This is a genomic window from Telluribacter sp. (genome assembly GCF_035998675.1).
Classification (GTDB): Bacteria; Bacteroidota; Bacteroidia; order Cytophagales; family Spirosomataceae; genus Telluribacter.
This window is the reverse complement of record NZ_DASYHI010000002.1, coordinates 1-14,673: the sequence shown is the minus strand read 5'-3', so window position 1 is coordinate 14,673 and position 14,673 is coordinate 1. Positions and strand designations below refer to the sequence as shown.

The following is a 14,673-nucleotide window of genomic DNA, read 5'->3' as shown; positions in this document are numbered from 1 at the left end:
TTTTTTTAGTTAAATCATCCTTCCGGCACTATTGCCCCTACTTTTTACCTTGATCATTACAGGAAAATATGACCGATCCTGTCACCCCTATCGTGATTATTGTAGGTACTAACCGGCCCCATTCCATGTCACGCCGCATTGCCGACTACTACCAACAACTCCTGCTCCGCCACAATACCCCCAGTACTGTACTAGACCTGCACGAGCTGCCCGCTGACTTCACGGTGTCGGCTTTGTACGGAAATAACGGAAAAAACAGTGAGTTTAACCAACTAAGGCAACTGATTGACCAGGCCCATAAGTTTGTATTTATAGTACCTGAGTACAACGGCTCTTACCCGGGAGTACTGAAAGCCTTTATTGACGGGCTGCCTTACCCGAATAGCTTTGCCAATAAAAAAGCGGCTTTGGTGGGATTATCCTCAAATATGCAGGGGGCTTCGTCCGCGTTGAGCCATATGACGGATATATTCAGCTACCTCGGTATGCATACGTTGGCACTACGGGTGAAGTTAGGGCAAATCCGCACCTATTTTTCGGACGGCGTGTTTACCAATGAGCTTTACAATGAGTTGCTGGACATGCAGGCGCGTCAGCTGATATCGTTTTAGTTTCAGCAGTAGGTGTAAATTAAAAAGAGGAACCGTAGCCAGCTCCTCTTTTTAGTATCAGTTAAGACGATGTTGTTCCATTTCGTGGGCAGGAATACTGGGGCGTTTCCAGAGTTCAATCTGGCTGCGGCGGTAGGCCGGTGACTCCAGCTCCGAGGACTTGATGGCTCCTTCCCGAAAGCGCCGGACCATGTCCCGTATTCTATTGTACTCTTCGGCTGACCATCCGTCACCTACCTCATCATACTGGTAAGATATTCCGGCAGTTCCCTCCTCTACTATTGCGGCGGGTTCATCTACTACCACCACTATACCTCCCGTAGGAGTTTCCAGCTCTGCTTTGGTAGCAGCAACGCGCTGTTCCTCTTCGGCGGGTGATACCCAACGGGAATCTTCTATGACTTCCACCGGAGTAAAGGCTTCTTCTATTTTTGTATTCTCTGGCTGGTATAATTCAGGTTTCACCTCCCGGCGGCGGGGCAGCTCTATTCCCGGAATAGGCGACTCAATACTGTCAAAGCCGGCCGCAACAATGGTTACACGAAGCCGGTCGCCGAGTGAGTCATCGGTAATGGTACCGAGCTTGAACATGCGGGCTTCGCCCTGTACCTGAGAAAGTACATACTTCCATATTTCACGCTGCTCGCGCATGGTTGCCTCCTTCTTTTTGCTTGAGGCCAGGGTAACCAGTATACGCTTGGCTCCGGTAATGGTACGGTCGTTCAACAGGGGCGAATCAAGCGCCTGCTTAATGGCCTGGAAAGCCCGGTCTTCGCCTTCGGCGTCGGCGGTACCCATTACCGACTGGCCGGCGCTTTTAAGTACCTTCTCAACATCCTTGAAGTCGGTGTTGATATTACCACTGGTCGTAATAATCTCAGAAATACTCTTGACCGCATTAAGCAGGATACTGTCTGCTTCGGCAAAGGCCTGCGTCAGGGTCATATCTTCGAACAGCTCTTCGAGCTTGTCGTTAAGTACTACCAGTACGGTATCGCTGTACTGCTTAAGCTGCTCAATACCTTCCATCGCCTGCTCTTTCTTGTCGAGGCCTTCCCAGGTATAGGGGGCCGTAACAACCGCTACCGTAAGTTTTCCTAATTCTTTGGCTACCTGAGCTATAACGGGAGCAGCTCCGGTACCGGTACCTCCTCCCATACCTGCGGTGATGAATACCATTTGGGTAGCTCCTCCCAGAAGAGCCTTTATTTCCTCAATGGTTTCAAGGGCGGCTTCGCGTCCTTTAGTAGCATCCGTACCCGCTCCCAGACCCTGGGTCAGGCTGGCACCGAGCTGAATTTTGATGGGGACGGGGCTTTTATGGAGTGCTTGCCGGTCTGTATTACAAATAGCAAATTCTACATCTTTGATTTTCTTTTCAAACATGTAGTTGACGGCATTGCTCCCACCTCCCCCTACTCCTATCACTTTTATGATGGAGGGGTCAAGTGATGCGCTGCCATTTGCAATGGTATTTTTCACGATATCATTCACAATGTAATCCTGGTCTAAGGCGCTGAGTAAATTCTTATTCATGGTCCTAATTATGTAGGCTGAATGTTACATTCTGTGATTATTCATACTCCCCTATCTGGTCAGAATCCTTACGGCCAAATAACTTTTCAAATAACCCAACTCCGCTGCTACTACTTTCTTTTGCCGTTCCTTTGGCTGGTTGTGTTTCTACTACACGCTGACTGGCCGTTTCGGTAGGTTTACAAACCGACTTAATTCGGGAATCAATCGGTCTCAGACTTGCCCAGGCTAATCCCAGCGCCGTTGCGTAGGATGTATTACTAACGGCGTCGGCTTTGGGCGTATGCGCCAGACGGTCGGGAATACCTACCCGCACGGGCATATCGTCGGCCACCCGACTAAATAACTTTTCTATGTCAAAGATGTTTGCGGTACCTCCAGTTAATACCATTCCACCAATGAGTTCGTCGGCATAGCCAGAATCCAGAATCTTGGCGTATACCATCGCCGCTATCTCTTTCAGCCTTTCTTCGATAATAAGCGCAATGTTTTTTCTCAGCACCTGCTTGGGCGCCCGGCCCGCCAGATAATTGACCAATACCTCTATGTTAAGCGGGGTATCTTCCGACAGGGCTACGCCGAATTCTTTTTTCAGTTGCTCCGCATTTTCGAACTGAATACCACAGCCTACCCGCAGGTCGGAAGTAATGTGGCGTCCGGCAATGGGTATGGTAGCTATATAACGCAAAATGCCTTCGTGGTATATGGCCAGGTCAGTAGTATGGTCGCCAATGTCCACCAGGGCAATACCGGCTTTCATTTCTTCTTCTTCCAGCACCGCCAGCCCCGTCGCCACCGGTGCGTACAGCATTTTGTCAAACCGAAGCTTGGGGTCGGCCTGAAACAGACTCTTGCGGGTCCGGTCGATGGACTGGCTGTTGGCCGATACCACCAGAAAATCGCCTCCCAGCTTTATACCCGTACGCCCAACAGGCTCACGTACACCACGCGCACCGTCAACTACGAACTCCTTAGGGAATACGTGCATGATGTCCAGGTTGGGTTCGGTCCGGGCGCGGTAGATATTCTCCACCAGCTGGTCAACGTCCCACTGCGTTACTTCATCACTTGTCGAAGAAGAGGGACGCATAAATCCGTCATTCTGCTCGCTTACCTTTACGTGTAAGCCACCAAAGCTTACATTAACCAGTCCAATATCCAGATTAGACAGCTGCGCTACTTCCTGTAGGGCCTCGCGGATGGCGTCGCCTACCTGCTTTACATTTTCTACCGATCCGTTGATTACAGCACTTGGTGCTATGGGTACTTCGCTGAATCCTAGTACCTCAATAGTTCCCCTCTTAGAATTCGTAGAGCCCTGGGCAGCCACGACGGCCACCTTGGTACTACCAATATCTACCCCTACTACAATGCTGCCGTTTGTCATGCTTATTGGTGTGTTTATTTTATTCGCAAACAATTTGATCCTGGAACTTAACACTGATTCGGGAATAGCGGCTCCAGTCGGATGCCAGTACTTTTTCGTAAAAAATGTGAAGCTTATCCAGCTTTGATCTAAAATTATCGGCTGGTCCTAGCTCGATGCGCTGATCCCCCAGCGCGGTTAATAAATGTATTTCTCCGTCGGCCGCTACCATCATCTGGGTAATCTGGGCATTCCAGAACTCATCAGTATGGAGGTAACGTATAAGGTCTAGTACCGATTGCCCCCGCCTGGTACGAAGGTGGTTCCGCTCCTGAAAAAATGCGCCCGAAACCAGCAACGTACGCGCAGTGAAGCGCTCACTGAGCGGTAAAAAATCTCCCTCTTCGTTGATATAAAACCCGGCGGTTTTACGCCATTCTCCGGCCCGGGAGCTTGCAATCCAACGGGCCAGCGGCTTTTCCTGCTCAACTTCCACCACCAAGTTTCCCTGGAGGTCCCGGTAGGCCTGGCAATTCTTTACCAATTTATTGCTTTTTACACGATTTTCTAAACTTCTCAGATCTAAATCGCGCTGGCGGCTGCCCTGTAACGGGTCGCTTCCGTGTTCAGTAAGGAGCGTCTGGATATCAATTTGATTGATAAAACGCATCCCCGAATTATAATCAACCTTCACAATCAGATTCTTACACCGCTGCCTGCTCAGCTTGCTCTCGGCCATACTTACACAAAACACAGGTACAAGTAACCAGATACCCCTTCGCAACCATTTTCCGGAATAGTCAAATTTACGTAACATGGCAGCAATTTAAAAAATGCTTTGCGTATTAATTAGTAAAAGGAGTTACAAGTACTTCCTTAATGGGCAAAACTAATTTGTCAATATCTCCTGCTCCGATGGTTACTACGATATCTGTATCTAAGTTGAGCAATTTTTCCAATAGTTCCTCTTTTGATACAATACTTTTATCCAAAATGGATACTTTCTCCAGCAGCATGGCTGAAGTAACGCCTTCAATGGGCTGCTCGCGGGCGGGGTATATGTCCAGCAACAGGAGCCGGTCGGCCAGGGAAAGGCTCTGCCCGAAGCCATCGGCGAAGTCGCGGGTACGGGTAAACAGATGCGGCTGAAAGACGGCCGTCAGGTGCCGACCCGGATACAGCGCCCGAACCGAAGACAAAAAGGCTTCTACCTCGGCCGGGTGGTGGGCGTAGTCATCTATAAATACTTTCGAGCGGCTTTCCAGGATATATTCAAACCGGCGCTTAACGCCCCGGTAGGTATGCAGCCCATGCCGAATCTGGTCCGGTGAAACGCCTACCCTGAGCGCCACGGCCGTGGCCGCCAGCGCGTTTTCTACGTTATGATACCCGGGAATCTGCATGGCTATGTGGTCAATAACGCCACCCGGATATACGATATCAAAGACAAAGCGGGCGTTTTCGATTCGCAGGTTGCGACTGTGGTAGTCGCCTTCGTGCAGCGAATACTCCTGCACGTCGGCCGTGGCACTGTCGGCAACAGGCAGCCCCCGCTTCATAATGAGCGAACCACCGGGTTTTATCTGTTTTACGTAAGCGCGGAAAGACTCCAGTACGGCATCGTGCTCCCCGTAAATATCCAGATGATCGGCATCGGTAGAGGTGACTATGGCCAGGTCCGGATACAGCGTCAGGAATGATCGGTCAAACTCATCGGCTTCTACTACACACACAATGTCTTCGGGGGTTTCGGTAGGGCTGTTGAGCAGGAAATTGGTACCGTAGTTTTGGGTAATCCCTCCTAAAAAAGCAGTACAGTTTATACCTGCGTTGCGTAGTAAGTGGGCTACCATAGAGGAGGTGGTGGTTTTGCCGTGGGTACCTGCTACGCCAATGGTGCGCAGGTTACGGGTCAGCCAGCCCAGTACCTGTGAGCGCTTCTGAATAGTAAAGCCGTTGGCCCGGAAATAGGCCATCTGCTGGTGGTTGGCGGGTACAGCGGGCGTATAAACGACCAGGGTCTGCGTAGGATCAACCAGAAAACCGGAAGGTATATGGGCTACGTCGTCTTCAAAGTGAACGGAAATATTTTCCTGCTCAAGACTATCCGTAAGCGTAGTGGGAGTACGGTCGTAACCGGCAACAGAAAAGCCATTCGTATTGAACCAGCGGGCCAGAGCACTCATGCCTATACCGCCTATACCGACAAAATAAATGTACTTCCAGTCTGAAGTAAAATGCATGCTAAAGAGTTTATCGCGCTTACTAAAAAAAGGATTCAGAGCCCTTACTATTAAGGCTGTATTAGCTTCAGTACCTCCCGGGCTATGTCCCGAGCCGCTTCCGGTCGTGCCAGCGTTTGAATGTTCTTTCTGAGTTCGGCCTGCTTAGGGTGGTCCTCCATCAGCCTTAGGGCCGTCTCCACCAGTTCGCGACCCGCGTTGGCGTCCTGAACGAGCAAAGCGGCATTTTCCCGCACCAGACTCATGGCGTTTTTGGTCTGGTGGTCTTCGGATGCCGCCGGGAAAGGTACCAGTATGGCGGGCTTAGCCGCTAGGCACAATTCCGACACCGACAAAGCTCCCGCCCGTGATACTACTACATCGGCTACGGCATAGGCCAAATCCATTTCGTAGACAAATTCGTAGGCTTTTATCCGCTCCGTACGCGCCTGCTGTATATGCTCGAGGGCGGTGTTTATATAGAGCTTACCCGTTTGCCAAAGTACCTGATAACCCGCGTCACTCAGCTTTTTCAATCCGGCACTGACGCTCTCGTTGATTGTGCGGGCGCCCAGGCTTCCGCCCATTACAAAGAGGGTTTTCCGGTGGGCCTCTAATCCGAAATGTTTCAGTCCTTCCGCCCGCTTCGCGCTGGCATGTATTATATCACTCCGGACCGGGTTGCCCAGCAATTTGGTTTTACTCTTTTCAAAGAAGACCTCCATGCCCGGATACGCTACGCAGATGGTACGTGCTCGTTTAGCAAGTATTTTATTGGTAACTCCGGCATATGAATTTTGTTCCTGAATCAGCGTGGGAATTCCCATTAAAGAAGCAATCATTAGCAAAGGCCCGCTCGCGAATCCGCCTACGCCAACGGCCACGTCGGGGCGAAACTGCTTAATGACCGAGCGGGCTTTCAGCAGGCTGCGCGTCAGCTTGATGGGGAAAGCCAGGTTGTCCGGTGAAAGCTCCCGTTTAATTCCAACGATAGGTAACGCTATTATCTCGTAGCCAGCCCTGGGTACCTTCTCCATTTCCATTTTACCTTCGGCTCCTACGAAAAGAATCTCGATGGACGGGTCCTGTTCTTTAAGAGCATGGGCAATGGCAATGGCCGGATAAATATGACCACCGGTTCCTCCTCCGCTTATAATTACACGCTTTGGCATGGTTGATTAAATTGTTTTTTCGTCGAGCTCTCCCCGGCTTACACTCAAAATCATGCCCATGGCCAGGGCCGTAAAAAGCATAGAAGTACCTCCCTGGCTAAAAAAGGGCAGATTTTGCCCCGTAACCGGCAAAAGTCCTACCGTAACGGCCATGGTGGATAGAGCCTGAAAGACGATACTAAAGGTAAGCCCCGCTGAGAGCAGCCCCCCAAAGGGGCGTTTGGTTTTTTCGATGGCTTTGAGGCCCCGGTACAGCAGCACCAGATAGGCCACTATTAACAAAAATCCGCCAATGGTACCGCATTCTTCCACGGTCACCGCATAAATAAAATCCTTCTGAGGCTCGGGCAGGAAACGCCGCTGCCGACTCTTGGCTATTCCTTCTCCGTACACACCACCCCGGGCCATAGCCATGTAGGACTGTTGGGACTGGTACACTACAGTATCTTTATTAAAAAATGTACTAATACGGCTTTGGGCCGTGCCTGAGCGTTGGGTAGTCCGTAAGAGTATGGCCATGGAGGCAAAGAAAATCAGCCCTACGCCCGTAAAGACCAGGTACCTAACCGGTACCTTGCCCACGTACATCAGGAAAAAACACACCCCTACCAACAGAACTGCCGTCGAAACATTACTGGGAAAAATAAGTCCGCACACCATGCCTATCAAAAAGACGGGTTCGGTGAGTAGCTCCCGGGTACTCCAGCCGCCCTTGATGTGCCGCGCCAGTACCAGCGAAAGATGGGTGATCAGGGCTACCTTGGCAAATTCTGAGGGTTGGAAGCGTTGCCCGATCAGGGGTATCTCTATCCAGCGGGAGGCTTCGTTTACGGTTTTTCCGTTGAAGGCGGCAAACAGCAGCAGCGGTACGCTGATCCAGACGCCAATCCGGGATACGCGCACAAACCGGGTATACGGAATGCGGTGTACCAGAATCATCACGAGCAGCGCCAGTATACTCAGGACAATCTGTTTGTAGAGGTAGTACTCGGTGTTGCCCTGCCGGTAGGTGTAGGCATCTTTAACGGCCGCACTGTACACAATAGGTATGCTACAAAGCAACAGCCCCACGCTGATGATCCAGATATACGGATCGCCTTTCAGGTTGCGGGCAAACCAGGCCTGGGTATCTTCCTTTATTTGTTGCAGTAGCTCCATGCGCTTTTCCGGTACTTAAGACTGACGGGGTTTTAACTGCTCCACGGCTTCCCGGAATTTTTGACCGCGGTCTTCGTAATTGCGAAACAGGTCAAAACTGGCACAGGCCGGTGACAAAAGTACCACATCGCCGGGTACCGCCCACTCGTACGCTTTATTGAGCGCATCCTGAATATCCTGCGTCTTGTATACGGCAGGTACGGTATCCTGAAAGTAGCTGGTTAGTTTGTCGGTAGCTGTTCCCAGCGCAATCAGGCCCTTTACCTTTTGCCGGACCTGAGGTTCTATCTGACTATAATCATTACCTTTATCTACTCCACCCGCAATCAGGATTATGGGGCTGTCAAAACTACCCAACGCATAGTAAACCGAGTCAACGTTGGTAGCTTTGGAATCATTGATATAACTCACGCCATGGATGGTCGCTACCGGCTCGAGGCGGTGGGGGGCATTCTGAAAACTGAGTAGCCCCTGCCGTATCTGTTCTGGCGCCACCCCTACCGACTGCGCTACCAGCACAGCGGCCATGGCGTTAATGGCGTTGTGGGGGCCTTTGATAGGTAACTCCTCCATTGGCTGCTCCAGTACCTGTCCGTGGCTCTGGACGCGCAGGGTACCTTGCTGCAGGTACCCTCCTTCTTCCATGACCTGGCTGAGTGAAATGGGCCACTGACGCGCCGGTACCTCCCGCTTTGAGAGCTCAGCCATGATTGGCTCGTTCTCGGTGAAGTATATGAAATCGTCGGCTTCGGTCTGGTTTTGAATAATCCTGAACTTGGAGTTGACGTATTTTTGAAAATCGTATTCGTAGCGGTCGAGGTGGTCAGGGGTAATATTAAGCAGGACGGCTACATTGGCCCGAAAGCCATACATATTGTCTAACTGAAAGCTACTTAGCTCCAGTACATAGTAGTCGTGTCTTTCTTCGATGACCTGCCGGGCAAAGCTGTCGCCGATATTACCCGCCAACCCGACCGAAAAGCCCGCCTGCTTCAGCAAATGGTAGGTCAGTAAGGTAGTGGTGGTTTTGCCGTTACTGCCGGTAATAGCAATAAGTTGGGCATCAGTATAGCGGGCGGCCAGCTCTATTTCTGATAGCACGGGAATGCCTTTCTTGGACAGCTCCTGCACCAGGGGTACCTTATCCGGAATACCAGGACTCTTGACTACCTCGTCGGCATCAAGAATCAACTCAGGCGTATGATCACCTTCCTCGTAGGGAATGCCTTCCTTCTCAAGTACCTGCCGGTACTTCTCCTGCAGGAGACCTTTGTCCGATAAAAAAACGCTAAACCCTTTGGCTTTACCCAGTAAGGCCGCGCCAACTCCACTTTCTCCACCACCCAGTATTGCCAGCTTTTTCTGCGCCATTCAAATAGATTATTTCAGGTAGTAAAGTTCGGCTTTTTTTTACCTCTAATGCAAAAAAGCGCTTTCCTTTCCGTAAAAGTTTACTGAAAAAGGCCGCCTGGCAGCGACCTCTCCTGATTTCTTTACGTTTAATTTTTCAGGGTTTCTTCTCGGGATCCTTAACTAACTGAATCCGATTGGACACTTTTACCACCATAAAAATAACCCAGGCCACTATCAGAAACTGAATGACAACCTGTATGAAGTTTCCGTACCGGATGGCTACTTCCGGTACATCGCCTGCGGCTTCTTTGAGTACAATTTTTAAATTCTGAAAATCAATTCCGCCTATTAGCAATCCTAATATGGGATTGATGATATCTTCTACCAGGGAGGTGGTTATTTTGGCAAAAGCAACCCCTATAATAATACCAATGGCCAGTTCCAGTACATTGCCTCTGGAAATAAAGGCTTTAAATTCTCCTAGCATATATATTTAGTTTTTAAATTGATTTATAGTTTGTAAAGAAATCCAACCGAGAGGGATTGAGCGTACTGTATTTTTTCGCTTTGGTCTTCATCATAAATTACTATCGCTCCCAAATTAACATTGATGTATTTGTTGACCTTGGCGGTCAGTACCGCATCCAGCCGGTTATCAATAGCCCCCAGATTGCGGTAGTTGGCGAAGAGGCTATACCGAAAATTCAGATTTACATTGGTAGCAATATCCCTTTTGAAATTAGCGACAATTTGAATCAGCGCTAATTCGGAGCGCACAGTTCGTCCGATAGGAACCCCGTAGTTTTTTTGTTCGGGCGTGTTAAGATAAAGCCTTTTATCTGCTACTATGGTTTGACGAACGGCCCCCGGCGAAAAAGTAATAAAAAAATAGGGGACCGGCCTATATTCCAGCCCTAGGGCTTCGGTAATATAGGCCGGAGCAAAAAAACCGGACACTTTCCTGGCGATAATATCGCCATCAATGCCTTCTTCGTAAATATACCCGGGTGCAAACTGAGTCAATAAATTGAGGTTCCCGACGAAGCTCCAGGTATCGGTCAGTTGCCGCCCGTATTTAGTGTCAAAAAATAACCTATCCAGATTTTTACGGCTCGCCTGCCCCCGGTTCTTCACTATTCCGTACTGACTTTGTAGTTCATTTCGCCAGGAGTTGCGATCTTTCTTGTACTCAAACACGCTGTTGAAGAATAAACCCAACGCTATCGAATTTACGCCGCCGCCCGTCCAGTTACTACTGAACGAGCCCTGGTTCAGATTAGCTCCAAACTCCGTTTTCTTTTTCCAGGAAGTATCTTTTACAACTTCAATGGGCGGGATAAGTAAGGTATCGGGTAATACAAATATAGAATCGTTCTGAGCGAACAGCAGTAATGACTTTAAGAGCAGTAAGAGTATGCATAATAGGGTAATAGAAGACTTTTGCATGAGTGAGGGGATTGGTAACACAACAGAAGCCAGCCGGTTTGTCTGCTTCTTGTACAGTAGCTACAGAAGCTCTATTCCACGGCCAGCTTACTAATATATTTATTATTCTCTATTCATTTAAATTTGCCCAATTAATTATAAAAAATCGCCCCGCAGTATGGGTGCGGGGCGATGTATTTAAAACAAGCTTTAACTCATCTGGTACACTAGCTACCAATGGCTACACGCTTGAAGGTTTTTACGGTTAACCCTTTGGATGTTTTTTCCAGCAGCTGACGGATGGTCAGGGACGAATCCTTCACGAATTCCTGGTTCAGCAGGGTGTTGTCTTTGTAGAATTTGTTAAGCTTACCCATGGCGATTTTCTCAAGCATAGCTTCCGGCTTACCTTCGGCCCGGGCCTGCTCTTTGCCCACTTCGATTTCGCGCTCAACAGTAGCGGCATCTACTTCGTCCTTATCAACGGCAACCGGGCGCATAGCCGCAATCTGCATGGCTACGTCTTTGCCCAAATCTGTTACATCAGTGCCATTAACTCCTTCGAAAGCCACCAGTACGCCTAACTTTCCATTGGAGTGGATGTAGGAAACAACTTCGTCGGCGGTTACGTTTTCGTAAGCTACTACGTCCAGCTTTTCACCCATTTTACCTACGAGCTCCGTGATATGCTCGTTCAGAGTTTGTCCATCTTCCAGGGTAGAAGCCAGCAGTTCTTCTTTAGTAGCAGGATTCTTGGCTACTGCCTGGGTCAGGATAGTCTGAGCCAGATTTTTGAAGTCTTCAACGTTGGATACGGGCTCTGTTTCGCAAGCCAGTGCAATCAGTTTTCCGTTGGTTTTGTCATCACTGATTTGTACTAGTACTTTACCTTCGGAAGTAGCGTTATCTGCCCGCTTAGCGGCTACTTTTTGTCCCTGCTTGCGAAGAATATCTACCGCTTTGTCAAAGTCGCCATCCGCTTCCGAGAGAGCCTTTTTGCAGTCCATCATTCCGGCGCCGGTCATCTGGCGAAGTTTGTTCACGTCTTGCGCAGTAATTGCCATGATTTCTGTAATTGATAGTAGTGTTAAGTTTTGATCAAATTTTTGTGTTCTGGCCTTCTATTTTTAGAAAGTACCATATTTTAAATACAGTAGCCCATAGCGGAGAGGCTACGGGCTACTTATCTATTGCTCAGATTGGATAGTTAATCCTTGGTGCCTGAACCATTCGCTTTCATTCTGTATTCTTACGCTTCGTCGCTATCTTCAACTACAGCGCTGGGAGCTTCGGCTTGTACAGTTTCTTCTTCACCACCCTGGTCAACCTGACGCTTAGCCTCTTCTTCATCAGCCAGACGCTGGTCATCTTTATCCTGCTTGCGCTCCATAAGACCTTCTTCAATGGCCTTACCAATCGCCAGCGTGATCAGTGAGATAGACTTGTAGGCATCGTCGTTACCGGGAATCGGGAAGTCAACGAGGTCAGGATTAGAGTTGGTATCGCAGATAGCAAATACGGGGATACCGAGCCGCTTGGCTTCCGAAACGGCAATATGCTCGCGCTTTACGTCAATTACGAATAGAGCAGCGGGGAGACGGGTAAGATCAGCTACACCTCCTAGCACTCTCTCCAGCTTCTCTTTTTCGCGGGAAAGCATCAGGCGCTCGCGCTTCGCTATGTTGTTAACCGTGGTTTCGTCTTTGAGCATCTTTTCGAGGCTCTGCAACTTCTTGAGCGATTTGCGAATAGTACCGAAGTTGGTGAGCATACCACCCAGCCAACGTTCCGTAACGTACGGCATTTTAAGGCGCTTGGCCTCTTCCGTTACGATTTCCTGTGCTTGCTTTTTCGTAGCAACGAACATAATCTTACGACCTGAACGCACAATCTGCTTCATAGCGGCTTCGGCCTGCTCAATGCAGTTCAGCGTTTTGTTCAGGTCAATAATATGGATACCGTTTTTCTCCATAAAGATATACGGAGCCATATGGGGATCCCACTTGCGGGTGAGGTGGCCGAAGTGCACACCTGCATCCAGGAGGTCTTTGTATTCTACTTGTGCCATTTAATAAGTTAGATTTAAAATGTTTGGGTTTGCAGCGCGATACACCGGACACAGTAAGTATCGCCTGGACAACTATTTGAAGTACTAAAAAGGGTTGGGAATTGTGCCGTGTCAGGCGGCTTACCTAAGTACCTGCCTCTGATCCCAACTGGTATTAGCGCTTCGAGAACTGGAATCTTCTGCGGGCCTTGCGACGACCGTATTTCTTACGTTCAACCATACGAGGGTCGCGCGTCAGAAATCCTTCTTTCTTCAAAGCCGGGCGGAATTCGCCGTTGTATTCTACCAATGCCCGGGAAATAGCCATACGAACGGCTTCGGCTTGTCCTGTAATACCGCCTCCGCGTACATTTACTTTTACATCGTAGCTTCCGCCACCATTAATGGTGCTGAACGGTTGCTGCAATACGATCTGGTGTACTTCAAAAGGGAAATACTCTTTGTAGTCCCGTCCGTTCACCTGAATTTCACCTTTTCCGGGCGTCATGTAGATCCGCGCTACGGCGGTTTTTCTTCTACCTATCTTGTTGATAACTTCCATGAGTTCGCTTTTGCGTTATTCGTTGTCAAGACTTACAACTTAACTTCTTTTGGTTGCTGGGCAACGTGCGGGTGCTCAGCACCGGCATAAACGTACAGATTGGTGTAGAGGCGACGTCCCAGTCGGCTCTTGGGGAGCATGCCTTTCACGGCCTTCTCGATAACACGCTCCGGGTGCTTTGACAGCAGCTCACGAGGCGTTTGAAAACGCTGACCACCTGGGTACCCTGTATGACGGACATAGATCTTGTCGGTCATTTTGTTACCGGTCAGCTTTACTTTGTCGGCGTTGATAACGATAACGTTATCACCACAGTCCACATGGGGAGTGAAGCTTGGCTTGTGTTTGCCACGGATGATCTTAGCGATCTGGCTGGCCAGACGACCGAGCACTTCTCCTTTGGCATCAACCACAATCCACTCCTTGTTTACTGTGTTTTTGTTCGCCGAGATGGTTTTGTAGCTTAACGTATCCACGATTAACAAAAAAGATTTATAAATTGATTTTCAGTAAATTACTGCACAAAAAACAGTCCCACCTCAAAATGGGACTGCAAATATAGAGCTTAACAAATTGAATTACAAGTGGCTGTTAAGAAATTATCCCTCAACAGCCACTTGTCTGGATTACCGGCTAATAACTATTTTCTTCGTTTCTAAATTGTTAGCCTTTTTTAGCTGAATAATATAAATTCCTTCTACTTTATCGGACAGATTGATTTTCTCTTTGTGCTGTCCGGCGCCGGTTATCTTTTGGGCATGCCAGCTTACGCCCAGCATGTCCACCACCGATAGTACAGCCTCTTGCTTATCCTCTAGGTAGAAGCTCACCTCAAAGTCGCCCATAGTTGGATTGGGCCAGGCAGTCATACTTTGTTGGGGCAAAATCTCAAGCTCCGCATTAGGCCTGCTCACCTCTTCTTCCGGGATTCCCATTCGTCCGTTGCCACACCTGATTGTCATGGGCGAATTGCTTAGCTGTACGCTGGCACAGCCGGTTACACGTATTGAGATATTCCTGTTCTGGCCGTTCTTGAGCTCAGCCGGGGTGGCAATGATAAAGGCGTGGCTACCGTTACCCTTGCCCGCGTTGAGCACGTCCTGGCGGAAGATACCGGCCGCAAAACCTCCTTTTATCAGGGTGGAGCCTTCGTAGATGTCTACCAGTACGGCTGCGTTGGGATTGCTCCGGTCGTAGGCCCAGCCTCCCAGGTTATTGCAG

Annotated in this window: 15 protein-coding genes; 1 reads left to right on the top strand and 14 read right to left on the bottom strand. The window is 49.3% G+C overall.

Features of this window, described 5'->3' with window-relative positions:
- Positions 1–68 precede the first annotated feature (68 nt).
- Positions 69–611, top strand: coding sequence for an NAD(P)H-dependent oxidoreductase (locus VGN67_RS00205; RefSeq protein ID WP_327484740.1), 543 nt, complete (start codon positions 69–71; stop codon positions 609–611).
- Positions 612–668: 57 nt separating this feature from the next.
- On the opposite strand, the gene ftsZ is transcribed toward VGN67_RS00205, so the two are convergent.
- From ftsZ to VGN67_RS00135, 14 genes are all read right to left on the bottom strand, one after another.
- Positions 669–2,147 carry a cell division protein FtsZ gene (gene ftsZ, locus VGN67_RS00200; RefSeq protein WP_327484739.1) on the bottom strand — a complete coding sequence of 493 codons (1,479 nt, stop codon included), beginning with the start codon at positions 2,145–2,147 and terminating at the stop codon, positions 669–671.
- A gap of 37 nt (positions 2,148–2,184) precedes the next feature.
- Positions 2,185–3,534: a cell division protein FtsA gene (gene ftsA, locus VGN67_RS00195; RefSeq protein WP_327484738.1), complete on the bottom strand. Its 1,350-nt coding sequence runs from the start codon at positions 3,532–3,534 to the stop codon at positions 2,185–2,187.
- 19 nt (positions 3,535–3,553) lie between these two features.
- On the bottom strand, positions 3,554–4,330 hold the full coding sequence (locus VGN67_RS00190) for a hypothetical protein (protein ID WP_327484737.1): 777 nt from the start codon (positions 4,328–4,330) through the stop codon (positions 3,554–3,556).
- 28 nt (positions 4,331–4,358) lie between these two features.
- Positions 4,359–5,756, bottom strand: coding sequence for a UDP-N-acetylmuramate--L-alanine ligase (gene murC / locus VGN67_RS00185; RefSeq protein WP_327484736.1), 1,398 nt, complete (start codon positions 5,754–5,756; stop codon positions 4,359–4,361).
- A 50-nt stretch (positions 5,757–5,806) separates the two neighbouring features.
- Positions 5,807–6,907: an undecaprenyldiphospho-muramoylpentapeptide beta-N-acetylglucosaminyltransferase gene (gene murG / locus VGN67_RS00180; RefSeq protein WP_327484735.1), complete on the bottom strand. Its 1,101-nt coding sequence runs from the start codon at positions 6,905–6,907 to the stop codon at positions 5,807–5,809.
- Positions 6,908–6,913: 6 nt separating this feature from the next.
- Positions 6,914–8,065, bottom strand: coding sequence for an FtsW/RodA/SpoVE family cell cycle protein (locus VGN67_RS00175; RefSeq protein WP_327484734.1), 1,152 nt, complete (start codon positions 8,063–8,065; stop codon positions 6,914–6,916).
- A gap of 15 nt (positions 8,066–8,080) precedes the next feature.
- Positions 8,081–9,436 carry a UDP-N-acetylmuramoyl-L-alanine--D-glutamate ligase gene (gene murD / locus VGN67_RS00170; protein ID WP_327484733.1) on the bottom strand — a complete coding sequence of 452 codons (1,356 nt, stop codon included), beginning with the start codon at positions 9,434–9,436 and terminating at the stop codon, positions 8,081–8,083.
- Between the two features lie 136 nt (positions 9,437–9,572).
- A complete protein-coding gene (gene mscL / locus VGN67_RS00165) occupies positions 9,573–9,905 on the bottom strand; it encodes a large-conductance mechanosensitive channel protein MscL (RefSeq protein WP_327484732.1) in 333 nt (110 codons plus the stop codon).
- A gap of 23 nt (positions 9,906–9,928) precedes the next feature.
- On the bottom strand, positions 9,929–10,864 hold the full coding sequence (locus VGN67_RS00160) for a DUF3078 domain-containing protein (protein WP_327484731.1): 936 nt from the start codon (positions 10,862–10,864) through the stop codon (positions 9,929–9,931).
- A 206-nt stretch (positions 10,865–11,070) separates the two neighbouring features.
- Positions 11,071–11,907, bottom strand: coding sequence for a translation elongation factor Ts (gene tsf / locus VGN67_RS00155; RefSeq protein WP_327484730.1), 837 nt, complete (start codon positions 11,905–11,907; stop codon positions 11,071–11,073).
- Between the two features lie 185 nt (positions 11,908–12,092).
- Positions 12,093–12,911 (bottom strand): 30S ribosomal protein S2, encoded by an 819-nt coding sequence (gene rpsB / locus VGN67_RS00150; RefSeq protein ID WP_327484729.1) that lies wholly within the window; start codon positions 12,909–12,911, stop codon positions 12,093–12,095.
- 154 nt (positions 12,912–13,065) lie between these two features.
- Positions 13,066–13,452: a 30S ribosomal protein S9 gene (rpsI, locus tag VGN67_RS00145; RefSeq protein ID WP_327484728.1), complete on the bottom strand. Its 387-nt coding sequence runs from the start codon at positions 13,450–13,452 to the stop codon at positions 13,066–13,068.
- A 32-nt stretch (positions 13,453–13,484) separates the two neighbouring features.
- The gene (rplM, locus tag VGN67_RS00140; protein ID WP_327484727.1) at positions 13,485–13,928 is read right to left on the bottom strand and encodes a 50S ribosomal protein L13; all 444 of its coding nucleotides are present in this window, start codon (positions 13,926–13,928) and stop codon (positions 13,485–13,487) included.
- Between the two features lie 150 nt (positions 13,929–14,078).
- Positions 14,079–14,673 (bottom strand): T9SS type A sorting domain-containing protein (locus VGN67_RS00135; RefSeq protein WP_327484726.1); only part of this gene is annotated, 595 nt, incomplete at its 5' end.